The following is a 24,688-nucleotide window of genomic DNA, read 5'->3' as shown; positions in this document are numbered from 1 at the left end:
CGAGGAAGCTAGCCGTCCATCGGTCGATTCGCCAGCCCGACCTCAGAAGACCGCCTTGGGCGTGTCTTCCTTCATCATTGCGGCGCGCACCATCGGGATCGGCGGGCCGCCGTATGACAGGAATTCATCGTGGAAGGCTTTCCACTTCGTCCTGTCTCCTTTCGTCCAATCCTCGCGCAGCTTGCGGATCATCAGCTTGCCCATCGTGTAGTTCAGATAAGCGGGATCATAAGTGCCGCGCGCCGCCTGTTGCCGCGCATTGCCTTCGTCCTGATAGCATTGTTCCTTAAACAGCTTTTCGCTGTCGGCGACGGTCATGCCCTTGGTGTGCAGTCCGATCGCCGACAGATAGCGGCAATCGCGCAGCAGCGCGTTAGACAACTGGCCGATATGGGTTTCGGGATCGCCCTCGCCCAGCCCGGCATCCCACATCATCTCCTCGGTATAATGCGCCCACCCTTCGGCGAAGGCGTAGCCGACGAACAGCTTGCCAAAGATGCTCTCCGCCCGGTTGGCGTGGAGGAAGTTGAGGAAGTGGCCCGGCCACACTTCGTGGACCGACGTGAACATCAGATCCTTGCGGCCCGGCACGAAATCGGCCTGCGTCTGCTTGTCCCAGCTCGGGTCGGGCGGCGAGATGTAATAGACCGACGGCAGGCCTTTTTCATACGGCCCGGGGATGTCGATATAGGCGCTGTTCTGGCGGTTATACGGCGGCGATTCCTCGACCTGCGCCTGTTCGGTGCCGGGGATCGTTACGATGTCCTTTTCGACCAGGAAGGTGCGCAGCGTTGGCAACTGGCGCCGCGCCTCAGCGACCGGACCGTCGGCGGGCTTGTCCGAATTCATCTTCTTCATGCAGTCGGCGATCGTCATGCCGACGGCGTAGGTCGCGCAGGCGGCCTTCAGCGCGTCCTGGTTGCGCTTGAGGTCGGCCTGGCCGATGCGCTCCAACTCGTCCAGCGGCGTATCGACGCCTTCATTGGTCAGGATCATCTTGGAAAATTTTTCGGCGCCCAGCGCATAGCCATCGGCAGTTCCCGGCTGCGATCCGACGTATTTTGCCAGATCGGTCATCGCGGCGCCGGCCTTTGCCGCCGCTTCATCGAACTGCTTTTGCAGCGCCGCGTCCTTGACCTCGGCAAACGCCGCCTTGGCATCGCCCGTGTAATAATCGGCAAAGCCGCCAAAGCCCGCAGTGCCATATTTCACGAAAGTCGCGGGCAGCGGCAGCTTCAAATTCGCCTTGATCTGCGCCGCGGCAGCAGGGACTTTTTCAGCATAGGCAATAAACGCCTTCATCCGCGTCGTCGCATCAGCATAAGGCCGCGCGATATAGACATTGGGATCGAGCGCGCCAACGTAGAAGGCCGGGTTCTTTTGCGCAAAGTCGGTATCGCGCAGGAAGAACAGCTGGCCCTGCGCCACATGTACCAGATAATCGCGCTCGAATTTCTCGGCGTCGGTCATTTTGCCGTCAAAGGCTTTCGCGTCGACGATGGCCTTTTCGAGATAGGCCGCCTGCTTCTCCATCCCCTCGGGCGACCAGTCGGGCAGCTGTCCATCGAATTCGTGCTTGCCTTGATAAACCGCAAAATTCGGGTTCAGCGGAAAATAGCCGGCGAGGAAATTGTCGCGGAACCCGGTCCAGCTTTCGGTGCTCGGCGCCGCCGTCGATTTGTTGTCCGACGCGTTGCAGGCGGTGAGCACCAGCAGCGTTGCGGCCATGGCCGCGCCGCCAAAGCGGGATAATTTGCGTTTCATTCGATTGTCTCCCTGACTCCAATGGCGGTACTTGTGCCAGCGGGCCGGACCAATGGCACCCGATAATCGACGAACGGCAAAGCTATGCTATCTGGACAGCTGCGAAAAGCGGGCTACGGCGAAGGGCGATGGCAACGATCCCTCCCGCAGCTGGCGACGACCTGGTCATGCCGGGTGCAACGCCCAAAGCCCCTTCCCCGCTGAGCTATCCCGACTTCCGCTATTTCTGGGTCGCACGCTTCACCGCGGTGATGGCGACGATCGCGATGGTCGTCGTGATTGGCTATCAGCTCTATGACACGGCGCGCACCGACTATGGTATGTCGATCAAGGAAGCGTCGTTGCAGCTTGGGTTGCTCGGCCTCTTTCAGTTCGTTCCGCTGGCGATCCTGACGCCGGTCGCCGGGTGGGCCGCCGACCGGTTTGAGAGGCGCAGCGTTGCGATTTTCTCGAACCTCATCGACCTGCTGATCGCCGCGACGCTTGGCTGGTTCACCTGGATCGACGGGCTGACGATCAATCTGCTCTTTGGCCTTGCCGCGCTGCACGGCGTAGCGCGTGTCTTTTCCGGGCCAGCAATGAGTGCGATCGCGCCCAACATTGTTCCGCCGGCGGTGCTCCCGCGCGCGATCGCGATGAGCAGCATCGCCTGGCAATCCGCATCGGTCATCGGGCCTGCGGCGGGCGGGCTCATCTACGCGGCGCATCCCGCCGCGGTTTACGTCTTTTCGGCCGCCCTGCTGGCGATCTCTGCGTTGACGCTCAGCCGCGTCCGCAAGGTCTTGCCGCCGCCTGCTGAAGTCCGCCGTCACCCGCTGCGCGAAATGGTCGACGGACTGCGCTTCGTCTGGACTGAGCGCTTTCTGCTCGGGACGATCACCCTCGATCTGTTCGCGGTGCTGCTCGCGGGCGCCACGGCGATGTTTCCGGTGTACGCCCGCGATATATTACACGCCGGTGCCGACGGCGCCGGATTCATGCGCGCCGCCGTGGCGCTGGGATCGGTGGTGGTGGCCGTCGGCCTCGCTATCCGCCCGATCGAACGCAACGTCGGGGTGAAGATGCTCTGGGCGGTCGCCGCCTTTGGCGTCGGCACGGTCGTCTTTGGCTTGTCGACCAACCTGTTCCTGTCTCTCGGCGTTCTTGTTCTGATGGGCGCGGCGGACATGTTCTCGGTGTTTGTGCGTGGGACGCTGATTCAGCTCAACACGCCGGATCATATGCGGGGCCGGGTCAGCGCCGCATCGGGACTGGCGATCTCGGCGTCGAACGAACTTGGCGAAATGCGCGCTGGAGCGATGGCGGCGGCGCTCGGTCCCGTCGGCGCGGTGGTTGTTGGCGGCGCGGCGGCCGTTGGCGTGACCGCGCTCTGGGCGTGGCTGTTCCCCGAACTGCGGCGCGCGCGGACGTTCGCTCCTCAGTTCAAACAGACCAGCGAATAGTCCCCAACCGTTCGCCGTATTCGGCGCCCTGTTCATCCATACCCTATTGTCAATCTAATTGATTGAGTTATTACCAGCGCACCCGTCACCGCGGCTCCCCACTCCTCCAAATTGGAGCGACCGCCATGCATGATTCCAATATCCGTTATAAAATCCTGACCATTCCCGGGCTTTACAACAGCGGCCCAACCCATTGGCAAAGCCTGTGGGAAAGACGCTTTGCCAATTGCGAGCGCGTGGAACTGGGTCGCTGGGACCAACCGTCAAAGGATGAATGGGTCGAACGAATCGCGTTGGCGATCGACGCGGAACCCGAACCCGTTCTTATCGCGGCGCACAGCTTGGGCTGCCACGCCTTCGCCCACTGGTTTGCGTTGGCCAGCAGCGTCGCCCGCGACCGGGTCGCCGGCGCCTTGCTGGTAGCGCCGCCCGACTTGACGCAACTCAAACGCACCAGCGGGATCGACAGCTTTACCGACTCCCCCGCGCTGTCGTCGCAGAAGCCGATGATCGTCGTGGCCAGCGATGACGATCCCTATGCCAAGACCGCCCATGTCTGGCGCCTGTCGCGGCATTGGGACGCGCGCTTCGTCAACGCTGGTCCTTTCGGCCATATCAACGCGGACTCGGGCGTCGCGGACTGGCCTTATGGACAGTATCTGCTCGCCTCGTTACAACCCGCGTCGACGCCCGAGCTGGCAGACGAGGCACGCTGGCTCCGTGCCGCAGACTGGCCAAATCGGGTCCGCCGCGACCCGCGGTTTGAATTCAAAGAAAGAAGCTACCGATCATGAAAGCCAATTCGATCCTTGAGACTATCGGCAATACGCCGCATATCCGCATGGGCAAGCTGTTCCCCGGCGCCGAAGTCTGGGTGAAGTCGGAACGCAGCAATCCCGGTGGCTCGATCAAGGATCGGATTGGTCTCGCGATGATCGAAGCCGCCGAGCAGGACGGCAGCCTGAAACCTGGCGGTACCATCGTCGAGCCGACGTCGGGGAATACCGGCATCGGCTTGGCGATGGCCGCTGCGGTCAAAGGGTATAAGCTCGTCCTCGTCATGCCCGAAAGCATGTCGATCGAACGCCGCCGGCTGATGCTGGCTTATGGCGCGACCTTTGATCTGACTCCGCGCGAAAAGGGCATGAAGGGCGCGATCGAGCGCGCCATCGAACTGGTCGAAACGACCCCCGGCGCGTGGATGCCGCAACAGTTCGAAAATGAAGCCAATATCGACGTCCATGTCCGCACCACCGGCCCCGAAATTCTCGCCGATTTCAAGGACACGCCGATCGATGCGTTGATCACTGGGGTTGGCACCGGCGGCCACATCACTGGCACCGCGCAGTTCTTGAAGGCGCATTGGCCGAATTTGAAGGTGTTCGCGGTCGAACCCGAAGCATCGCCGGTCATTTCGGGAGGCCAACCCGCGCCGCACCCGATCCAGGGCATCGGCGCCGGATTTATCCCGCGTAACCTGCACACCGATCTACTTGACGGGGTGATCAAGGTCGATGCCGCGGACGCGAAAAATTACGCACGCCGCGCCGCGACCGAGGAAGGTATGCTGGTCGGTATCTCGTCGGGCGCTACGCTCGCCGCCATCGCCCAGAAACTCGCCGAGTTGCCGCCCGGGAGCCGGGTGCTGGGTTTCAATTACGATACCGGCGAGCGCTATCTGTCGGTCCCCGATTTCCTCCCGGAGATCTGAGGCCAGCGCATGCGCCCCGACGGTGATCACGCGGCGTTGCCCCATGGGCGCGACTGGACGGGCTGGTTGTTCGTGCTGCTGGTTGTCGCTGCGATCGGCGCGGTGCTCTATGCCAGCGATCGCAACAGCGACCGGGACTTTGCGGCCCGTCCGCAGCCGATCGCGCCGCCCGCCGACATGGTACCCGAAGTGCTCCCGATGGAATTCGCGCCCGTTGCCGAGGACGATGCTCGCGCCGCGAACGCGCGCATCGCCCTGATGACCAAGGGCTTCGTCGCCGCACGGCCCTTTGTCTATGCTGGCAGCGGCGACGCGCGTCTGCGCGCCCGTGACTGCCTGGCGGCAGCGATGATCTACGAAGCCGGCGACGATGCGAAAGGCCAGCAAGCCGTCGGGCAAGTCATCATCAACCGCGCGCGTCATCCCGCTTTTCCCAAATCGATCTGCGGCGTGGTGTTCCAGGGATCGGAACGCACCACCGGGTGCCAGTTCACCTTCACCTGCGACGGCGCACTCAATCGCCGCTACTCCGACGCCGCATGGACGCGAGCCAGGGGGAATGCCGATGCGATGCTGTCAGGCGGCACCTATCCGCCTGTCGGCCTCGCGACCCATTATCACACTGACTGGGTCCGCCCTTATTGGAGCGATAGCCTGGAAAAGATCGCGGTCGTCGACACCCATCTGTTTTTCCGCTGGCCGGGCTATTGGGGAACGCCGGGCGCATTTCGCGGTGCGGTGTCGGGCAGCGACGGGCCGGTCGCAAAACTCGCCGCCATATCGCCGCTCCATGCCATGGCGCTCGGGCTGCCGACCGAATTGGCGACCGGCGTCGATGCCAACGCTGCAGTCGGCGAAGCGCACGTCGTCGCCGGAGCGGGCGAAGCGACGGGCCGCGACACCATCTATACCCAGCTCGACCGCAAAGCCGCGCCCGAAAGCTTTGTGACGACCGCGCTGCGCCTGTGCGGCGACAAACCCTATTGCAAGTTCATGGGCTGGACCAACCCGGTGCTGAAACCCGATAGCGATGCGATGAGCGACATCCAGCGCGCCGCGATGACCTTTTCCTACCTGCGCGACGACAAGGCGGGGTTCGAAAAGGCGCTGTGGAACTGCAGCGAATATCAGCGCGATGATGTCCGCCAGTGCATGAAGCGCTAAGCTGGATTACAAATTCGGCAGCCACAAGAACAGCCACGCCATCCCGATCCCCGCGCCCATCAGCGTCGAGCAGATAAACAGCGTTGCCGCGACCGACCAATGGACCGCCGGGGTCTTGCTGCGCTGCGCCCAGCGATACAGCTCGAACAGCATGATCGGGACGATGAACTGCGCATAGTTGAGCCCGACACCCGCTGGCCCGCCCAGATCTTCGCCCAGCCCCTCGGGGCCGAACAACAGCACCCACAGCATGATGAAGACGCGCAGGAACCATACCCCGCTCACAGCCAGAAACAGCCGGATCGCCCACGGCTGATGCCGCATAAAATTGCGGGCCATGGCAAAGCGCGTGGCAAAATAGGCGCAGATCAGAATGACGACCCCATTGATCGACGTCGCATAGCCCGACCCGATCTCACCCCGGCCCCACGCGACATAGAAACCGCCCAAGCTCATCACCACCGCAGACAGCATGTACAACCGCCCGTTCCAGCGGTGAAACCGCGGGTATTTCATGCGCACCCGGGGGATCAACTGGAGCAGCCCGCCAAAGGTGATCAGCGCCCCGAACAGTAGATGGAAGAACAACACGGCATTGCCCGCTCCGTCGCCCGGGATCATGCCATCGGGCAACACGTCATTCGCAGCGGTCCAATCGCCGGTGACGCTGGCGCGGCCATAAAAGATCAGAATATAGAGGGTGAACAGGCTTTGCCCGATAAAGGTCAGAACGAACCAGTAGATTGCCGCTGCGACAAGCGGTCGCTGTCGAATTGTCTGAAACATGATGGCGTGATGTCCCGCTGTTTTTCCGCGCGGGTCCGCTAGCAAAGGGATTTATCAGCCGACCCGCAGGCCGCTGTGCTAGGTGAGTAACACACAGTGCACCATGACCGGGCATCTCAAAATACTGACTTCAGGTTGCATGGGATGATGGCTTCAGCCGTCAGTGTCGCCATCGCGCGTCGTAACCCCCTTCAATGTCGCGCGCGGCGACGTGCCGGTCCACCGCTTGAACGCGCGCGTGAACGCGCTCGGCGCCGAATAGCCGAGCAGATAGGCGACTTCGTTGACCGACACCTTCCGCTCCTGAAAATAGCTCAGCGCGAGCCGGTGCCGCAGATTATCGAGCAGCTTTTCGTAACTGGTATTTTCGGCTTTCAACCGCCGGAAAATCGTCTGGCGGCTGACACCCAATTCAGTTGCTATCGTCGCCAGATCGATCGCGCCGGTGTGCAGGCGCGGCATGATCGCGGCTTCGATCCGGTGCGCAAAATCCTCGCTGCCTTGCAAATCCTTGAGCAATCGATCGGCGTGCGCGCTCAGAATCCCGAAAGTGAAGCGCGGCTGTTTCGCTACCCGATATGTCAGCCACCGTTCGTCGAGCCGCATCGCGTTCCGACCCGCCGCAAATTTGACCGGCGCCTGAAAGACCGCCTCATAATCCCGCGCATAGGGCGGCGGCGGATGGCTGACATGGACCTCCAGAACGAACGGCGTGTCGCCGAACACCCGCGTTCCACACACCATGCGCGCAAAAGACATTTCGGTCAGTTCGATAAAGTCGTTCGGGTCGGCGCGGTGGTCGGTCAGCCAAAGCCCCGCCTCATCGCGCTCCAGCGTGAAGCGGTTTGGCGCGTTCGATGCGACGTCGGTGATCAGGCGCGTGTAGCGATTGATCTGCGCAAAGGCGTCGGTCATCGTTTCCGATGCGTGGGTGATGAGGCCCAGCACCGAAATTTCCGACACATCGATCGCTTCGGCATAATGCAGCGCAAACGCCGGATCGCTCGTGAGCGCCGCGCACGTCTCGATCAGGCGCCGATACGCCGACAGCGGCAGGCGCGCCTCGAAATTTCCCAGCATGCCCTCGGTGATGCCCGCAGCCGCTAGCAACTGCTCGCGATTGACGCCTTTGCGCACCGCAAAATTCACCATGCCGCGGGCGTCGCCCACCGCGGCCGTCAGTCGTGCCATATGCGCCTCGCCAAAAGCTCGTCAGGGTCGGATCAGATATTTCTCTCCGGTCCGCTTGGCATTGTAGGCATTGGCCACGTCGAGCGATAGCGCCTCGGTGAGCGAGATCTCATGGCTGTAATGGCTCTTGAACGTGGTCGTCAGCTCATCGACGACGCGTTTGCGCAGCCGCATATTGGTTTCCATCCCGGCCTTCTGCAGGAAGGGTGTCAGCAGGAAGCCAGACAACGACCACGTCAAACCAAATGCGCGGTTAAGGATCGTTGGGCCAAGGTCGAGCGCCCCATAAATATAGACCTGCTTGAACGTGTCCGAACCATAGCGGCTGTACGTCGTCATCCGCTTCACTGCGGCAACCTCCATCGCGGAGAGGATCTGGCCCGACAGCTTGCCGCCGCCGATCGCGTCGAAGCCGATCGTCGCGCCCGTCGCGACGATCGCGGCGACCAGCTGGTCGATGAAATCGTCGGCGCTGCTGTTGACGATATGCGTCGCGCCGATCCCTTTCAGGATGTCGACCTGCGCGTCGCTGCGCACGATGTTGACCAGCGGGATGCCGTCCTTGGCGCAAATCTTGACCAGCATCTGGCCCAGGTTCGATGCCGCAGCAGTGTGGACGATCGCGCTGTGTTCCTCGGCCTTCATCGTTTCGGTGAAGGCTAGGCTGGTCAGCGGATTGACGAAGCAGGAGGCGCCGTCCTTGGGATCGGTGCCGTCGGGCAAAACCATGCACATCTGTGCGGGCAGGCAGCGGTATTCGGCGTAGATTTCGCCGCCGATCAACGCGACGGTTTTGCCGAGCAGCGCCTGCGCGTCGGGCGAATCGCCTGCCGCCACAACCGTGCCGCACCCTTCGTTACCGATCGCCAGCGCTTCGCCGATCCGCCCGCCCATCGCGCGCATACCCGCGGGCGGAATATCGGCGGTGATCATCGGCAGGCTGTCGCGGGTCGATGCCCGCGCGGTCGACATGTCGGCGCCGCCGAACAGCAAGCCCAGGTCCGACGGATTGATCGGAGTGGCAAGGATCTTGACCACGACGTCGTGCGACTTCGGAGTCGGCATTGGGCGCCGTTCGAGCGAGACTTCCAACACCCCCTCAGGCTTGACGAGGGTCAGCATAGTCAGGTTGGTGTCAGGCAAGTCGGTCATCGTGCGTCTCCCGTGATTTTTGAGTTTCTTGATGCAACGGATTAGGGGGTCGAGCCAAGACTGGCAATGGTCCTCATGCGTGCGTCATGCCGCGCCATCGACTTTGGTCTCGCGCCATTCGACGGCGATCGCCGTGATCATCTGGAGCGCGTGGGCAAGCTGCGGTGCGACGTCGGGCAAAACGCGCCATGCCGGATCGGTGATCAATCCCAATTCGCGCCGGAAATCATAGCCCATTACTTTCAGCGGCATGATGCCGTCGATCGCCAGCGATAGGGGTGCCGTGGTAATCCCGATCCCGGCGGCGACCATGCGCAAGCATCGCTCGTCACTTTCGCTACGCAAGGCAAAGCGCGGCCGGACACCGTGGCGGGTGAAGAAGCGGCTCGTTGCGTCCAAAAATTCGCACGAGCGGCGTGCTATCATCGTCTCGGCCGCCAGTTCCTCAGGGCCGACAGCGATGCGCGCCGCAAGTGGATGGTCCATCGCGACGAACATCACGAGCGGCTCTTCATATAGCGGCATCACATGCGCCCCGTGCTCGCCGCTCCGAAGCGGAACGAGCGCCATGTTGATGCGTCCACTGCCAAGCATGGCGCGCAGTTCGGACTCGCTGTTTTCGATAATCTCGATGGCAAAGCTGGGCCGAAGCGCCGCGACGATCGCTTGCAGCAATTCACCCGGCGCTGAGCGGATCACGCCAAGCTTGAGCTCGGTCGCCCGCCGATCGTTATCGCGACCGAAATCGTCAGCGGCGCGAAACCCGCGTTCCAGATCGCGCGCGATGGGCAGGAAACGCCCGCCCGCTTCGGTCAACCGTATCTGGCGGCGATTGCGGATAAACAACAGGGCACCGACCAGCTTCTCCAGCTCGGCGATCCCGCTCGACAACGCCGGTTGCGTTACCCGAATCCGCGCTGCCGCTTGCGTAAAACTGCCTGCGTCGACGACGGCAAGAAACTGGCGGACATGGGCGCGCTTAATCATAGATTTTGTTTATGCCAAATCCCCCATCGTTTCAATTTCCATATGGTCAATTTTTGGGGCAGTATCGCGCTCAGTCCAGCCCTCGATCGATAGGCCCATCCATGCGCGCAACCCCCGACTTCGATTTCGCGCTCGGCGAAACCGCCGACATGATCCGCGACACCACCGCCCGCTTCGCCGACGAACAGATCGCGCCGCTCGCTGCGAAAGCGGACGCCGAAGACTGGTTCCCGCGCGACGAACTATGGACGCAGATGGGCGATCTGGGTCTGCACGGCATCACCGTCGAGGAAGAATTTGGCGGCCTTGGCCTCGGCTATCTCGAGCATGTTATTGCGGTCGAAGAAGTGTCGCGCGCGTCGGGTGCGATCGGCCTTAGCTACGGCGCGCACTCGAACCTTTGCGTCAACCAGATCCGCCGCTGGGGCAATGCCGAGCAGAAGGCGAAATATCTGCCCAAGCTGATCAGCGGCGAGCATGTCGGAAGCCTCGCGATGTCCGAAGCTGGAGCGGGCAGCGACGTCGTGTCGATGAAGCTGAAGGCCGATCGCGTTCAGGGCGGCTACGTCCTCAACGGCACCAAATTCTGGATCACCAACGCGACGCATGCGGACACACTGGTCGTCTATGCCAAGACCAGCCCCGAGGCCGGATCGCGTGGGATAACGGCGTTCCTGATCGAAAAGGATATGCCGGGGTTCAGCATCGGGCAAAAGATCGACAAGGTCGGCATGCGCGGCTCACCAACCGCGGAGCTTGTCTTCAACGATTGCAAGGTGTCCGAAGAGCAGGTCATGGGGCCGGAAAATGGCGGCGTCGGCGTGCTGATGTCCGGCCTCGATTATGAGCGCGTCGTGCTCGCCGGGCTCCAGCTCGGCATCATGCAGGCCTGTCTCGATACTGTCATTCCCTACGTTCGCGAGCGAAAGCAGTTCGGTAAACCGATCGGTTCGTTCCAGCTGATGCAGGCGAAGGTCGCCGACATGTATGTCATGCTCCAGTCGGCGCGCTCCTATGTCTATAACGTCGCCAAGGCATGCGATGCCGGCCAGACGACGCGCTTTGACGCCGCGGGCTGTATCCTGCTCGCAAGCGAAAACGCGGTGAAAGTCGCTGGCGAAGCGATCCAGGCACTGGGCGGCGCAGGTTACACGAAGGATTGGCCTGTCGAGCGTTACTGGCGCGACGCCAAGCTGCTCGACATCGGCGCGGGGACGAACGAGATTCGCCGGATGCTGATCGGCCGCGAACTGATCGGTGCCGGCACGTGATCTGGCTCTGGCTGTCGGCCGCCTTCATGGTGACGACGGCCGTTGTTCACGGCGTATTGGGCGAGCGTCGGTTGATCGGGCCTCTGCTGACCCTCGATGAAGGCATCATGGGCTTCGATCTGGCGCGCAAGGTTTTTCGGCTCGCGTGGCACGCGTTGTCGCTGCTGATGCTGGTATCGGCCGCATCGGTGGTCTGGCCGGGAACGCCGCGCGGGCTGATCCTGCTGATCGGCGGAGCATGGGCGGCGACCGGACTTTTCGACGCGATCTACACCCGCGGGCGGCATATCGGCTGGCCGTTGCTGGCCGCATCGGGCGTGTTCACTTTATTGGGTGCAGCTTGAGCGAAGCTGTCATCACCATCCTGCAATATTATGGCGCCGCTGCTTCAACGCTCGCCGCATTACTCGTCTCGCTGAACCTCGGCGAGCGCTGGAACGGCTGGGCGTTCGTGATCTTCGTGACGAGCAGCCTCGCGCTCATTGCATGGGGCTTTATGCAGCCCGATAGCGAAGGCATCGGCTGGCAGAATGTCGCGTTGCTCGGCATCAACCTGGTTGGCGTCTATAGCCATTTGATCCGGAAAAAGCCCGATGGGAAAGCCAAGAAGGGCGGGACCGAATAATGCCCCGCCCTCCCCTGACATCAACCCCAGACGCGGACACGCTTGTCGGGCGCCAGGTACAGCTTATCGGTCGGCTGGACGTCGAACGCCTTGTACCAGGCGTCGAGATTGCGCACCGTCAGCGCGCGGTACATGCCCGGCGCATGGCCATCAGTCGCGACGCGCGCGCGCAAAGCCTCGGCGCGCATCTTGGTCGCCCAGGTTTGGGCATAGGCGATGAAGAAGCGCTGATCGCCACTAAAACCGTCGATCACCGGCGCTTCCTTGCCGCCCAACGACGCCCGGTAAGCATCATAAGAAGCCTGCAGACCGGCGACGTCGGCGATATTTTCGCCGAGCGTCAGCTTGCCGTTGACCGCCAGGTCCGGGAACGGTTTGTACGTGTCGTATTGTGCGGCAAGCGCAGCGCCCGACGCGTTGAACTTCGCCAGATCCGCCGCGGTCCACCAGTTGCGCAGCGCGCCAGTGGAATCGAACGCGGCGCCATTGTTGTCAAAGCTGTGGCTGATCTCATGCCCGATAACCGCGCCGATCGCGCCATAGTTGAACGCCGGATCGGCCTTCGCGTTAAAGAAGGGCTGTTGCAGAATCGCGGCGGGGAAGTTCAGCGCGTTCTGGACGGGCAAGTTCACGGCGTTGACCGTCTGCGGAACCATCCACCATTCATTCTTGTCCATCGGTTTGCCGATCTTGGCGAGCTGGTGTGCATATTCAGACTTTTGCCCTGCAACCTCGTTGGCATAGGCGTCCGCGCCGACGCTGTAGCTGCCGTAATCGCGCCAGCTGTCTGGGTAGCCGACGCCGACCGCGATCGTTTCGACCTTCTTGATCGCTTCCTTTTTCGTCTCGGGCGCCATCCAGTCGATGGTATTCACGCGCGTGGCAAAGGCGGTCTTGATGTTCTTCACCATGTCGCCCACTTCGGCCTTGGCAGAGGCGGGGAAATATTTGTCGGCATAAGCCTTGCCCACCGCGTCGCCCAGATAGGAATCGACCGCGTCAAGCGCGCGCTTTTCACGGCTGCGCTGCTGAGGGGTACCCGCCAGCGTCGTGCCATAAAAGGCGAAATGGGCGTTATCGACGGCGCTGGGCAGAACGCCGGCGTGGCCGTTGATCTGATGGAAGGCGAGCCAATCCTTCCATGCGTCGAGCGGTTCGGACGCGACCAGCGCCGACAGCCCGGTGATGGCATTCGCGTGATAGGCGCCGAACTTGGCCGCGTTATCGAGCTTCGCCGCCTTCATAAAGGCAGGCCAGTCAATCCCGGGCGCCTTTTTCGCAAAATCGCCACTGGCCCAGACATCGGCCGACTTGGTGAAATCTTCGCTCTGTTCACGCGTCGCATGTGCCTTGGTGATCTTGACCTCCAGGTCATAGATGCGCTTCGCCTTTGCCGCGGCATCGCTCTGCCCCGCGGCTGTCAACAGCTTGGCGATATAGGCTTGATAGGCGGTGCGGATGGACGCCATTTTCGGATCGGCCGACAGATAATATTCGCGTTCCGGCAATCCAATGCCGCCCTGCAGCAAATAGGGGATGACATCGCCCGGTGTTGCCAATCCCTGCGTCACGAACACGCCAAAAAGATTCTCGGTGTTGAAGTTGGTGGCGTTGAGCGGGTCGACGTCGGCGCGCAGTTGCTCGCCAAGCACTTTCGACAGACTCGCCTTGTCGTTGATTGCCGCGAAGCGCGCGAGGTCGGCGGCGACGGGCGCCATGCCCGCCGCATCGATCGCCTTCACATCGGTAAAAGCGTTGTAGAAAGCGGCAATGCGACCTTCGTTGGTGTCCGCCCCGGCGTTGCCCTTGACGATCGCGTCGATCAGTTCGCGGTTGCGCTTTTCGGTTTCGAGCTGCGCAACATAAAACGCACCGACCGACGAGCGGTCCGCCGGAATTTCGGTGGTCTTATCCCAATTGCCATTGGCGTAGGCATAGAAATCGTCGCCGGGCTTTGCGGCCGTGTCCATGGCTGCTTTGCTGATTCCAAGGTCGGTGCCGACAGTATAGCTGGCGCTGCTTTCCTCCTTGCCGCTGGTGCAGGCAATCGGTCCCGCGACGACCGCAGCGGTGGACAGCAGGATGGCGAAGACAGCTTTTTTCATGGGAACGACCTTGTTTTTGCGAAGAAGGGCAGGAGACATAGGCCTGTGACAAATTGGTTTCAACGCCAACCATTTTCGGCCTGCTGCGCTTTCCAATCGACGAGCGACGGGCTAGTTCCAAACCAGTTGCAGGGAGAGAATAGACAGTGAGCGCTCCGGTCCTTGGCACCAGCATCAACGCGGATAGCGACGAGTATCGCACGCGTGTCGCGCATAACCGCGCGCTGAACGACGCACTGCGGGCGCGGGTCGCCGAGGCTGCGCTGGGCGGCAACGAAAAGTCGCGTGAACGGCATACAAGCCGCGGCAAGTTGCTTCCGCGCGAACGCGTCGAGCGACTGCTCGATCCGGGCTCACCGTTCCTCGAGATCGGCCAGCTCGCCGCACACGACCTGTATGACGGCGAGATTCCTGGCGCCGGGCTGATCTGCGGCATCGGCCGCGTATCGGGACGCCAGTGCATGATCGTGTGCAACGATGCGACGGTGAAGGGCGGCACCTATTATCCGCTGACGGTGAAAAAGCATCTGCGCGCGCAGGAGATTGCGCTCGAGAACCGCCTGCCGTGCATCTATCTCGTCGACAGCGGCGGAGCTAACCTGCCGCACCAGGATCAAGTCTTTCCCGACCGCGATCATTTCGGGCGCATCTTCTTCAACCAGGCGAACATGTCGGCGCGCCGCATTCCCCAGATTGCTTGCGTGATGGGCAGTTGCACCGCAGGCGGCGCTTATGTGCCAGCGATGTCCGACGAGACGGTGATCGTGCGCAATCAGGGCACGATCTTCCTCGCCGGCCCGCCGCTGGTGAAAGCTGCGACCGGCGAAGAAATCAGCGCCGAGGATCTGGGGGGCGGGGACCTCCATGCCAAGAAGTCAGGCGTCGTCGATCATCTGGCTGAGAATGACGAGCATGCGCTGACCATCGTCCGCGACATCATCAGCCATCTGGGCGAAAACAGAGGATTCGAAGTTGTCCTGAAGGACCCACGCCCGCCGAAATATGATGGCGAAGAGCTTTATGGCGTCGTCCCCGACGACGTCCGCGCGCCTTACGATGTCCACGAAGTCATTGCGCGCATCGTCGACGCCAGCGAGTTTCACGAGTTCAAGGCGAATTACGGCAGCACGCTGGTGTGCGGTTTTGCCCATATCTGGGGCATCCCGGTCGCGATCCTCGCCAACAATGGGGTTTTGTTCAGCGAATCCGCGGTCAAGGGCGCGCATTTTATCGAACTCGCCCAGCAACGCCGCATCCCCCTGCTCTTCCTCCAGAACATCAGCGGCTTCATGGTCGGGGGCAAATATGAGGCCGAGGGGATCGCCAAGCATGGCGCGAAGCTGGTCACCGCAGTCGCGACCGCGACGGTTCCCAAGATCACCGTGCTGATCGGCGGCAGCTTCGGCGCGGGCAACTACGGCATGTGCGGCCGCGCCTACTCGCCGCGTTTCTTGTTCAGCTGGCCTAACAGCCGGATCAGCGTGATGGGCGGCGAGCAAGCCGCATCGGTGCTGGCAACCGTCCACCGCGATGCGGACAAATGGACGCCCGAGGAAGCTGAAGCGTTCAAGGCGCCGATCCGTCAGAAATATGAGGATGAAGGAAATCCTTATCACGCCACCGCGCGCCTGTGGGACGACGGCATCATCGACCCCGCCCAGACGCGCGACGTGCTCGGGCTGGCCTTTGCCGCAACGCTGAACGCCCCGATCGAGGATCGCGGCTTCGGCGTGTTCCGGATGTAATGATGCGGCGGCGTCTCTCGGTCCTCCCCGGCACGGGGAGGGGGACCATGCGAAGCATGGTGGAGGGGCACCCTCGGTGATCACCGGCCCGCGCGACACGCTCAAACGCGCACGCAAACTGCGTAGCGAGATGAGTTTGCCCGAGACGATACTCTGGCGTGCGTTGCGGCACAGGCCAGGCGGCTTCAAATATCGCCGGCAACATCCGGCGGGCATTTATGTCCTCGACTTCTACTGCGCCGCCGTTCGGCTGGCGATTGAGGTCGATGGGCAAACACATGACGGCGCGGTCGCAAAGAAGAGCGATGCAGCGCGAACCGAATTTTTACGTTCGCAGCATGTAGCGGTGCTGCGAGTTCCCGCGACTGCGGTTTTGAATGACTTGGAGGCAGTGGTGACACGAATTGTCGAGATTTGTACGGAGCGAGCGGTGAAGATCGCGCAGCGTAAAGGCAATACGCCTGTACCCCTCCACCATCCTGCGGATGGTCCCCCTCCCCGTGCCGGGGAGGATCGTCCATGATCACCTCCCTCCTCATCGCCAATCGCGGCGAAATCGCTTGTCGCATCATTCGTACCGCGCGCGAGATGGGCATTCGCACCGTTGCGGTCTATTCGGACGCCGATGCCAAGGCGCTGCATGTGCGGCAGGCCGACGAGGCGGTGCATATCGGGCCGTCGCCGGCGCGCGAATCCTATCTGGTTGGCGAAAAGATCATTGCTGCCGCGAAGGCGACCGGCGCCGAGGCGATCCATCCGGGTTACGGCTTCCTGTCGGAGAATGCCGCGTTGGCGCAGGCGGTGATCGACGCCGGGTTGATATGGGTCGGCCCCGACCCCTCGTCGATCACCGCGATGGGTGTGAAAGACGCCGCCAAGAAATTGATGGCCGAAGCCGGAGTGCCGGTGACCCCTGGCTATATGGGTGAAAATCAGGATCCCGCTTTCCTCGCCGAACAAGCCGCCGAGATCGGCTACCCCGTCCTGATCAAGGCGGTCGCGGGCGGCGGCGGCAAAGGCATGCGCAAGGTCGATGACCCCGCGGATTTCATCGACGCGCTCGCCTCGTGCCAGCGCGAGGCCGCGGCGTCGTTCGGCAACGACCATGTGCTGATCGAGAAATATATCCTGACCCCGCGCCATATCGAGGTGCAGGTGTTCGGCGACACCCACGGCAATGTCGTCCACCTTTTCGAGCGCGACTGCTCACTGCAACGCCGCCACCAGAAGGTGATCGAGGAAGCCCCGGCCCCCGGCATGGACGAGATCACCCGCGAGGCGCTGTGCGCCGCCGCGGTGCGCGCGGCGCAGGCGGTCGACTATGTCGGCGCCGGAACGATCGAATTCATCGCCGACGCCAGCGAAGGCCTGCGCGCCGATCGCATCTGGTTCATGGAAATGAACACGCGCTTGCAGGTTGAGCATCCGGTGACCGAGGAGATTACCGGAGTCGATCTGGTCGAATGGCAGTTGCGCGTGGCTAGCGGTGAGCCGTTGCCGCTGCGGCAGGGTGAGCTCAGCATCGACGGCTGGGCGATGGAGGCGCGGTTATATGCCGAGGATCCGGCGAAGGGCTTCCTGCCCTCGATCGGCACGCTCGAACTGTTTCAGCTGTCCGAGGCGGATGGCGGGCGCATCGACACCGGCGTCTATGAAGGCGCCGAGGTCTCGCCTTTCTACGATCCCATGATCGCCAAAGTCATCGCCTATGGCGAGGATCGCGAGGAAGCACGGCTGACATTGTCGGAGATGCTCGAGGACTGCGCGATCTGGCCGGTGAAGACCAATTCGGCTTTCTTGATCAATGCGCTCGACCATCCCGATTTCATCGCGGGCACCGTCGATACCGGCCTGATCGGCCGCGACGGTGACGCAATGACCGCCGAACCTGTGCCGTCGGAGCAAGCCCTGACCAATGCCGCGATGGCAATGATGCCGCGCTCGCTGCAATCGGGCTTCCGCCTCAATGCGCCCGATGTTCGGTCGGCGTCCTTCCTGCTCGACGGCAAGCGCATCGAGGTCGAACTGCATGGCCCGGGTGCCGAACAGCCGGCGCCGGCGATGCTCGTCGCTGAGGGTGGTTCGGTCTGGCAACTCGCGCCGTGGCGCGCCAATGCCAGCGCGGGCGCCGCCGCCGGCGACGGCGCGATCCTCTCGCCGATGCCCGGCAAGGTCATCGCGGTCGAGGTCGCGGCCGGGGACAAGGTGACCAAGGGCCAGAAACTGCTCACCCTTGAAGCCATGAAGATGGAGCATAGCCTGACCGCGCCGTTCGACGGCGTCGTGGCCGAGCTTAATGCGAAACCGGGCGCGCAGGTGCAGGTTGAGGCGCTGCTGGTGCGGATTGAGGCGGCGAGCGAATAGTCCCTATTCTTCGTCACCCTGAACTTGTTTCAGGGTCTATGGCCCAGCGTCAAAATAGACTCAGCGCCAGACGAGAGAACAGGCGATGGATGCTGAAACAAGTTCAGCACGACATATTTCGGAGTTGAGAGATGGCTGGCAAATATTTCGATGAATGGACCATCGGCGACACGCTGACCCACGAAATCCGCCGTACCGTGACCGAGACCGACAATCTGCTGTTCACGGTGATGACGCATAATCCGCAGCCGCTGCACCTCGACGTCGAAGCGGCGAAGGCGTCGGAGTTCGGCCAGATCCTCGTCAACGGCACCTTCACCTTCAGCCTGATGGTCGGGCTGTCGGTCGGCGACACGACGTTGGGGACGCTTGTCGCCAACCTCGGCTATGACAAGCTGGTGATGCCGAAGCCGGTGTTTATCGGCGACACGCTGCGCGCGACGAGCGAGGTCATCGGGCTGAAAGAATCGAAATCGCGGCCCAATGCCGGGATCGTCACCTCCTCCACCGCTGTATCAACCAGCGCGATGAACTTGTCTGCCAGTGCGAGCGTTCGACGCTGGTTCAACGAAAACCATAAATCCGCGTTCGGTTCGAGCGAAGTCGAGAACCGTTTGCCCCTTCCGTGTCTCGACTTCGCTCGACACGACCGGCATAGTTGAACCTATGAGACTACGTTCCCTCCTTTTCGTCCCCGGCGACCGGCCCGAACGCTTTGCCAAGGCAGCCGCGTCGGGCGCCGATGCGATCATCCTCGACCTCGAGGATTCGGTGTCGCTGGCGAACAAGGATATGGCGCGCCATGCGATCGCCGATTATCTGGGGGGAACACGCGAAGTGGTCACGCTGGTGCGGGTCAATCCGCTCGACGGCCACCTGACCGCCGCCGATATCGCCGCGATCATCGCCGCGCAGCCCGACGCGATCATGTTGCCCAAGGCGGAAGGCGCGCCGAGTATCGCGCAGCTCGACCTGATTCTGCGCAGCGAAGGCGCCGCCGAAGCGTCGCTGCCTCCCATTCTGCCGATCGCTACCGAAACTGCCGCGGCAATCTTCACCCTTGGCAGCTACCGCGAGGCGAAAGACCGCCTGCTTGGACTGACATGGGGCGCCGAAGACTTACCCGCCGCCATTGGCGCTACCACCAGCCGCGAAGCCGATGGCAGCTATACCGCGCCCTATGACGTCGCCCGCGCGCTAACGCTATTCGCTGCGCATGCAGCGGGCGTCGCCGCGATCGACACGGTATTTCCGGCGATCAAGGATGAGGCTGGCCTTGCCGCCTACGCCGCCCGCGCCCGACGTGACGGCTTTACCGGGATGATGGCGATCCATCCCTCGCAGGTCGAACCGATCAACGCCGCCTTCACGCCCAGCGCCGAAGAAACGGCGCGCGCGCAGGCGATCGTCGATGCGTTCGCCGCCAATCCGGGCGTCGGGGTGCTTCAGGTCGATGGCAAGATGGTCGATGCGCCGCATCTGAAACAGGCGAAGCACATACTGTCGCTGGCGGACTGACTTGATCGTCAGCCGACGTTGCGCCGAAACGGCCGGTGGCGTTTCATCCAGTCGCGCCCGCGATGCCAACTTTTCTTCAAGCCGCGCTCGGCAAAGCCTTCGAACATTGCATCGGGGCTTGTCGGGTCGAGCACTTCATTTTCGGCAATGAATTCATCGAGCGGTCCGGGGGCAACCAGATCGAGCAGTTCGAGAGAACGCCCGTCACCGCGTAGCGCCTCGATCGTGCCGATCAACGATCCCGTCTGTTCGAACGTCGCCGCGACGTCGGCGTCGGCCACGTCCAGATGCTCGGCGATCAACGATTCACGAAGGCGGGCGATGGTCGGCTCGACGCCTTTATTGGCCGGAAGCGCGGCGTCGATGGTGACGTCGCATTCGCTATCGAGTCCCATCGAGCGATTGTTCAGGTTCGACGATCCGATGCGCAGCAGCCGGTCGTCGACGATCGCGGTTTTGGCGTGCACATAGATTGGTGCGCCGCCTTTCGTGTGCGGCACATACACCTTCAGACGATCGCCGTGCCGGGATTTCGCGATGCTACGGACCAATTGCACCCGCGCCGCGTCCATCGCCATTTGTTCGAGCCAACCATCGGCGGTGATCGGCATCACCATCACGAATTCAGGCGGGTCGTCCTCTTCGAGCCGAGCCGCAATCGCCGCAGCAATGGCGCCGCTCGTGAAATATTGGTTTTCGAAATAAATGAAACGCTGCGCCGCGGCGATCATGTCGAGATATAATTGCTCATTCTCGCGCACTTCGGCCCGGCCATCATAAGCCGCGCTGGTGCGCGAAACAGCCACATCGACATTGGTGAAATCAGCGGCAAGATCGTCGGGCCAATTCTCGCCTGTACCGCTCAGATCGCGCAGCGGCTTATGTGTCGCGCGCTGCCAACGTTCGTTGCCAAGATCGGCCAGCGCCGCCCCGATCGGACCCGACAGGATCATCGTAGAATCATGCCATGGCATATAGCGTTTGCCACTGGGACCGGTGCGCCGCGGATCATCGTCAACATGATCGCGGGTATCCCATCGCGCCGAACTGACGTCGATGCCCCCACAAACCGCCAGATGATCGTCGAAAACCGCTACCTTTTGATGGTGACTGCATCCCACCGGATGCGCGCTATCGAGACGGAAGCTGATCGATTTCGTCATTTTCCAGCGAAGGACCATGCCGACGATCGACGGGACAAAAAAATGCTTCAACCCACCGAAGTTCCAGCGCAGAATATCGATGTCGCGATCGGGCTTCTCTTTCGCGAGGCGGAGCAGATAATCGCCCAGCGGTTCGCCCTTGCCCGTTTTGTCAGGGGTCAGCGCAATGCGCGGATCGAAATCCCAGCCGATGAGGAGGATGCGCTGCTTGGCATCCGCCATCAACTGTTCGAGCAGCTTATAGTAATCAGCAGCATCGACGATCATCCGTGCCTTGTCGGCACGCTCGATCCGCCAGCAATTGCGCCCTTCGACGACGATCGGGACCGAATTGCTTTTGCTTGCGGGCTTACTCATCGCCGCCGACACCTAGGGCGGCGACGATGGTTGCACAAGGCAAGATCAAGCTGCGTAAAATTGCTCGGGCGTCAGCGCCATCATCGCCTCGCTGCCCGCTTCGATCTTGCGGCGCAGTGAGCCCGCATCGGGTAGAAAACGCTCGCCGAAATGACGCGCGGTGACCAGCTTGGCTTCGAGGAACGCCTTGTTGCCGCGCTCTTCGTCGAGCGCCTTCCCTGCCGCCTCGGCCATCATCAGCCACATCGAACCCAGCGCAACGATGCCCATGATGTGCATATAATGATGCGCGCCGGCGCCGATATTGTTCGGGTTCGCTATACCGTTCTGCATGAACCACATCGTCGCGGCCTTGAGTTCTCCATTCGCCTTTTCGAGGCGACCGGCGAAATCCGCCAGCGCCTCATTGCTTTTGGCGCGCGCGCATTCTTCGTCGATGATGCCAAAGAAAGCCTGGACGGCGCGGCCGCCATTCTGCGCGAGCTTGCGGCCGACCAGATCCATCGCCTGAACGCCGTTCGCGCCTTCATAGATCATCGTGATGCGGGCATCGCGGACATATTGCGACATGCCCGTTTCCTCGATGTAGCCATGACCGCCGAACACCTGCTGCGCGTTGGTCGCGACGTCATACCCCTTGTCGGTGCCATAGCCTTTGATCACGGGAGTGAGCAGGCTGACCAGATCGTCGGCGCGCTGACGTTCTTCTTCGGTTTCGGCGACGTGGGCCAGATCGACCTGCAAGGCGCCCCACAGACACAGCGCGCGCAGCCCCTCGACGGTCGCCTTGGCGTCCATCAACATGCGACGCACATCGGGATGAACGAACAGCGGGTCGGCCTTTTCCTGCGGATCGGCGGGGCCGGTCAGCGCGCGGCCCTGGCGGCGGTCCTGGGCGTAGGCGACCGCGTTCTGGAACGCGATGTCGGCCTGCCCCAATCCCTGGATACCAACGCCGAGACGCGCGGCGTTCATCATCACGAACATCGCGGCAAGTCCTTTGTTCTCCTCGCCGACCATCCAGCCCTTGGCGCCATCATAATTCATCACGCAGGTCGAATTGGCGTGGATGCCCATCTTGTGTTCGATCGAGCCGCATTGCAGCGTGTTGTGATCGCCGAGCGACCGGTCTTCGTTCACCAGATATTTCGGCACGATGAAGAGGGAGATACCCTTGACGCTGTCGGGCGCATCGGGAGTCTTCGCGAGAACGAGGTGAATGATGTTGTCGGTGAGGTCATGCTCGCCCGACGAAATGAAAATCTTGGTACCGGTGATTCCATAGCTGCCATCGCCGTTCGGCACCGCGCGGGTGCGGATGAGGCCCAGATCGGTGCCGCAATGCGGCTCAGTCAGGTTCATCGTCCCGCCCCATTCGCCCGAAATCATCTTGGGCGCATAGAGCGCTTTTTGCTCGTCCGAGCCCTTGACGAGAATCGCCGCGACCGCGGCTTGGGTCAGCCCCGGATACATGGCGAAGGCCTGGTTCGCGGCCATCCGATATTCCTCGACCGGGAAACCGACGACATGGGGCAACGCCTGCCCGCCGAATTCTTCGGGCTGGGTCAGCAAGGTCCAGCCGGCATCGCAATAGGCCTTATACGCTTCCTTGAAACCGGCTGGCGTCGTGACGCTGCCGTCCTCGTTACGGGTACAACCTTCCAGATCACCCGACTGGTTGATCGGGAACAGCACTTCTTCACAAAATTTGCCGGCCTCGGTCAGCACCGCCTCGACCATGTCCGGGCTCGCATTGGCAAAACCGGGCAGGTTCGCATAGCGCTCGATCCCCAACACGTCGTTGAGGAGGAAAAGGCTGTCTTGCACGGGAGCGCGATAGACGGGCATGGGGTATCCTTCTGAAAATCAGTTTCGCAATGTCAACTTGCCTGGGGAGAGGCTCAACCGACCTTTTGGCCGGCGTCGACTTTCTTCACCATATCGATGAACCGCGACAATTCTTCGACAGCGCTATCAATATCGTCGCGCTGACGCCGCAACAAGCCGATACGCTGTTCACATTTCTCGATCGTGACTTGGCGCTGCGTCTTGCGCCCGTCGCCCACGTCGTAAAGGTCGATCATCTCGCGAATATCGGCAAGGCTGAAGCCCGTCCTCTTCGCGCGCAGAATCCACGCCAGTCGCGCGCGGTCGCGTTTTGAATAGATACGCGACAGCCCCTTGCGCGACGGGCTGATCAGCCCTTCATCTTCATAGAAACGCAGCGCACGCGCGGTGACGCCGAACTCGGTCGACAAGTCGGTGATGCTGAATTGCTCGCGCCCCAGATGATCGGGCGTATCGATATGGGCGTGGCCATATGGTTCGGTCATGTCGATGAAACTAGTTTCCGTTGACGTGAACGTCAATACCGGCAAATCAGCCTATATTCGGGCCAGTCAGACCCCGCAGGGCTGTTGCATGTTGCCCTGTCGATCGCGGATCTGCAAGCGTCGCGCATCGTCGGCCGACCAACTGGCGCGCGGCAGGCGCAAACCCGACAGCGAAGCCCGGGCGGGGCACAGGCGATCGCATTGCGACGGCAGGTTTCCGGGCAGACGCAGCTCGTCCTCATGCTCGTCCACCCGCGCTTCGCAATCCTCGACACCTGCGAAACGCAGCCGCCAGCCGCTGTCCTCGCGCGTCATCGTCCCGCGCGCAGTGCATGAAAGTCCGGGACCATAAGCGGCGGTGACGGCAAAACGCCACTGCCCGGCGCCATCGGGGACGACACACATCGCGTCGCGGCCCAGATCGTGGGTGCGTTCGAATACGCCGACCGGCGTCGTCGCGTCGGGCCGCACAACACCGCGTTCGCGCGCCGCCTGTTCGAGCGGATTGTCGGCGTCCACCCCCTGTCCGTTTTCGACGGTAGCCGGTCGGTCGCATCCGGCGAACAGCAACGCCGCGAGCGCCAGCGCCGCGCTAGCCCTGCGCATCGTCGGCCAGAAAGGTCAGACGGCCGTCGATCTCAACGCGGCGATAGAAGCAGGTTCGGCGCCCGGTGTGGCACGCGGGCCCGGCGGGCGTTACACACAGCAGCAGCGCGTCCTGATCGCAATCGACGCGCATTTCGACCAGCGCCAACCCGTTGCCCGAGGTCTCGCCCTTGCGCCACAGCGCCGACCGCGAGCGCGACCAGAAATGCGCCTGCCCGGTAGCCTGGGTCCGTTCGATCGCTTCGGCGTTCATATGCGCGACCATCAGCAGCACGCCGGTGTCGGCATCGGTGACGATGGCCGTCACCAATCCGGCGGCGTCGAAACGCGGGAGAAATCGGTCGGTCGTGTCGCGCTGATCTTCCATGACGCGCACTTTAGAGCAGAAGCCGGACCCCTGTCAT

General features: G+C 62.2%; 22 protein-coding genes and 1 pseudogene. 12 read left to right on the top strand and 11 right to left on the bottom strand.

The genetic code is table 11. From position 1 onward, the window contains the following. Positions 1–42 precede the first annotated feature (42 nt). Positions 43–1,764 carry a DUF885 domain-containing protein gene (locus ACQY6T_RS05255; protein WP_428629253.1) on the bottom strand — a complete coding sequence of 574 codons (1,722 nt, stop codon included), beginning with the start codon at positions 1,762–1,764 and terminating at the stop codon, positions 43–45. 128 nt (positions 1,765–1,892) lie between these two features. On the opposite strand from ACQY6T_RS05255, the gene ACQY6T_RS05250 reads away from it, so the two are divergent. The 4 genes from ACQY6T_RS05250 (at position 1,893) to ACQY6T_RS05235 (ending at position 6,081) form a co-directional block, all read left to right on the top strand. Further along, the gene (locus ACQY6T_RS05250; protein ID WP_428629251.1) at positions 1,893–3,206 is read left to right on the top strand and encodes an MFS transporter; all 1,314 of its coding nucleotides are present in this window, start codon (positions 1,893–1,895) and stop codon (positions 3,204–3,206) included. 125 nt (positions 3,207–3,331) lie between these two features. Then, positions 3,332–4,000 (top strand): RBBP9/YdeN family alpha/beta hydrolase, encoded by a 669-nt coding sequence (locus ACQY6T_RS05245; protein ID WP_428629250.1) that lies wholly within the window; start codon positions 3,332–3,334, stop codon positions 3,998–4,000. Beyond that, a complete protein-coding gene (cysK, locus tag ACQY6T_RS05240; protein WP_428629247.1) occupies positions 3,997–4,917 on the top strand; it encodes a cysteine synthase A in 921 nt (306 codons plus the stop codon). Before ACQY6T_RS05245 ends, cysK begins: the two co-directional genes overlap by 4 nt. A 9-nt stretch (positions 4,918–4,926) precedes the next feature. Beyond that, complete coding sequence (locus ACQY6T_RS05235) at positions 4,927–6,081, top strand: cell wall hydrolase (protein WP_428629245.1); 1,155 nt, start codon at positions 4,927–4,929, stop codon at positions 6,079–6,081. A 6-nt stretch (positions 6,082–6,087) separates the two neighbouring features. Here the strand turns inward: ACQY6T_RS05235 and ACQY6T_RS05230 are convergent, their stop codons facing one another. The 4 genes from ACQY6T_RS05230 to ACQY6T_RS05215 form a co-directional block, all read right to left on the bottom strand. Further along, the gene (locus ACQY6T_RS05230; protein ID WP_428629242.1) at positions 6,088–6,867 is read right to left on the bottom strand and encodes a DUF2306 domain-containing protein; all 780 of its coding nucleotides are present in this window, start codon (positions 6,865–6,867) and stop codon (positions 6,088–6,090) included. 153 nt (positions 6,868–7,020) lie between these two features. Then, the gene (locus ACQY6T_RS05225; RefSeq protein WP_428629240.1) at positions 7,021–8,058 is read right to left on the bottom strand and encodes an AraC family transcriptional regulator; all 1,038 of its coding nucleotides are present in this window, start codon (positions 8,056–8,058) and stop codon (positions 7,021–7,023) included. Between the two features lie 21 nt (positions 8,059–8,079). Next, positions 8,080–9,210, bottom strand: coding sequence for a zinc-binding dehydrogenase (locus tag ACQY6T_RS05220; protein WP_428629238.1), 1,131 nt, complete (start codon positions 9,208–9,210; stop codon positions 8,080–8,082). A gap of 84 nt (positions 9,211–9,294) precedes the next feature. Next, entirely contained in the window at positions 9,295–10,197 is a 903-nt protein-coding gene (locus tag ACQY6T_RS05215; RefSeq protein ID WP_428629236.1) for a LysR family transcriptional regulator, read from the bottom strand. A gap of 101 nt (positions 10,198–10,298) precedes the next feature. Here ACQY6T_RS05215 and ACQY6T_RS05210 point away from each other — a divergent pair, with 101 nt between their 5' ends. Genes ACQY6T_RS05210 through ACQY6T_RS05200 form a run of 3 tightly spaced genes read left to right on the top strand, consistent with a single transcriptional unit; the run spans position 10,299 to position 12,093 of the window. Then, entirely contained in the window at positions 10,299–11,468 is a 1,170-nt protein-coding gene (locus tag ACQY6T_RS05210) for an isovaleryl-CoA dehydrogenase (RefSeq protein ID WP_428629233.1), read from the top strand. Then, entirely contained in the window at positions 11,465–11,812 is a 348-nt protein-coding gene (locus tag ACQY6T_RS05205) for a hypothetical protein (protein WP_428629231.1), read from the top strand. The genes ACQY6T_RS05210 and ACQY6T_RS05205 overlap by 4 nt, the downstream gene beginning before the upstream one ends. Continuing rightward, positions 11,809–12,093 (top strand): hypothetical protein, encoded by a 285-nt coding sequence (locus tag ACQY6T_RS05200; protein ID WP_428629229.1) that lies wholly within the window; start codon positions 11,809–11,811, stop codon positions 12,091–12,093. The genes ACQY6T_RS05205 and ACQY6T_RS05200 overlap by 4 nt, the downstream gene beginning before the upstream one ends. Positions 12,094–12,113: 20 nt before the next feature. Here the strand turns inward: ACQY6T_RS05200 and ACQY6T_RS05195 are convergent, their stop codons facing one another. Then, positions 12,114–14,198, bottom strand: coding sequence for a M13 family metallopeptidase (locus tag ACQY6T_RS05195; RefSeq protein ID WP_428629227.1), 2,085 nt, complete (start codon positions 14,196–14,198; stop codon positions 12,114–12,116). Positions 14,199–14,344: 146 nt separating this feature from the next. On the opposite strand from ACQY6T_RS05195, the gene ACQY6T_RS05190 reads away from it, so the two are divergent. The 5 genes and pseudogenes from ACQY6T_RS05190 (at position 14,345) to ACQY6T_RS05170 (ending at position 19,825) form a co-directional block, all read left to right on the top strand. After that, positions 14,345–15,943 (top strand): carboxyl transferase domain-containing protein, encoded by a 1,599-nt coding sequence (locus ACQY6T_RS05190; RefSeq protein WP_428629225.1) that lies wholly within the window; start codon positions 14,345–14,347, stop codon positions 15,941–15,943. A gap of 76 nt (positions 15,944–16,019) precedes the next feature. Then, positions 16,020–16,466, top strand: a complete 447-nt coding sequence (locus tag ACQY6T_RS05185; protein ID WP_428629223.1) for an endonuclease domain-containing protein — start codon at positions 16,020–16,022, stop codon at positions 16,464–16,466. Then, on the top strand, positions 16,463–18,307 hold the full coding sequence (locus ACQY6T_RS05180; RefSeq protein WP_428629221.1) for an acetyl/propionyl/methylcrotonyl-CoA carboxylase subunit alpha: 1,845 nt from the start codon (positions 16,463–16,465) through the stop codon (positions 18,305–18,307). Before ACQY6T_RS05185 ends, ACQY6T_RS05180 begins: the two co-directional genes overlap by 4 nt. Positions 18,308–18,438: 131 nt before the next feature. Next, positions 18,439–18,887, top strand: a pseudogene (locus tag ACQY6T_RS05175) (MaoC family dehydratase). A gap of 86 nt (positions 18,888–18,973) precedes the next feature. Continuing rightward, positions 18,974–19,825 (top strand): HpcH/HpaI aldolase/citrate lyase family protein, encoded by an 852-nt coding sequence (locus tag ACQY6T_RS05170; protein WP_428629218.1) that lies wholly within the window; start codon positions 18,974–18,976, stop codon positions 19,823–19,825. Positions 19,826–19,833: 8 nt separating this feature from the next. Here the strand turns inward: ACQY6T_RS05170 and ACQY6T_RS05165 are convergent, their stop codons facing one another. The 5 genes from ACQY6T_RS05165 to hisI form a co-directional block, all read right to left on the bottom strand. After that, positions 19,834–21,345, bottom strand: coding sequence for a phospholipase D-like domain-containing protein (locus tag ACQY6T_RS05165; protein ID WP_428629215.1), 1,512 nt, complete (start codon positions 21,343–21,345; stop codon positions 19,834–19,836). A gap of 45 nt (positions 21,346–21,390) precedes the next feature. Beyond that, positions 21,391–23,193 carry an acyl-CoA dehydrogenase C-terminal domain-containing protein gene (locus tag ACQY6T_RS05160; protein ID WP_428629212.1) on the bottom strand — a complete coding sequence of 601 codons (1,803 nt, stop codon included), beginning with the start codon at positions 23,191–23,193 and terminating at the stop codon, positions 21,391–21,393. Positions 23,194–23,246: 53 nt separating this feature from the next. Continuing rightward, positions 23,247–23,678: a MerR family transcriptional regulator gene (locus ACQY6T_RS05155; RefSeq protein ID WP_428629211.1), complete on the bottom strand. Its 432-nt coding sequence runs from the start codon at positions 23,676–23,678 to the stop codon at positions 23,247–23,249. A 66-nt stretch (positions 23,679–23,744) separates the two neighbouring features. Further along, positions 23,745–24,284: a hypothetical protein gene (locus tag ACQY6T_RS05150; RefSeq protein WP_428629209.1), complete on the bottom strand. Its 540-nt coding sequence runs from the start codon at positions 24,282–24,284 to the stop codon at positions 23,745–23,747. After that, positions 24,271–24,651 (bottom strand): phosphoribosyl-AMP cyclohydrolase, encoded by a 381-nt coding sequence (gene hisI, locus ACQY6T_RS05145; RefSeq protein WP_428629206.1) that lies wholly within the window; start codon positions 24,649–24,651, stop codon positions 24,271–24,273. Before hisI ends, ACQY6T_RS05150 begins: the two co-directional genes overlap by 14 nt. Between the last annotated feature and the right edge of the window lie 37 nt (positions 24,652–24,688).

The sequence above is a fragment of the Sphingopyxis sp. genome (assembly GCF_965279725.1).
Taxonomy (GTDB): domain Bacteria; phylum Pseudomonadota; class Alphaproteobacteria; order Sphingomonadales; family Sphingomonadaceae; genus Sphingopyxis.
The sequence above is the reverse complement of the archived record's forward strand: the minus strand, read 5'-3'. Positions and strand labels throughout refer to the sequence as shown.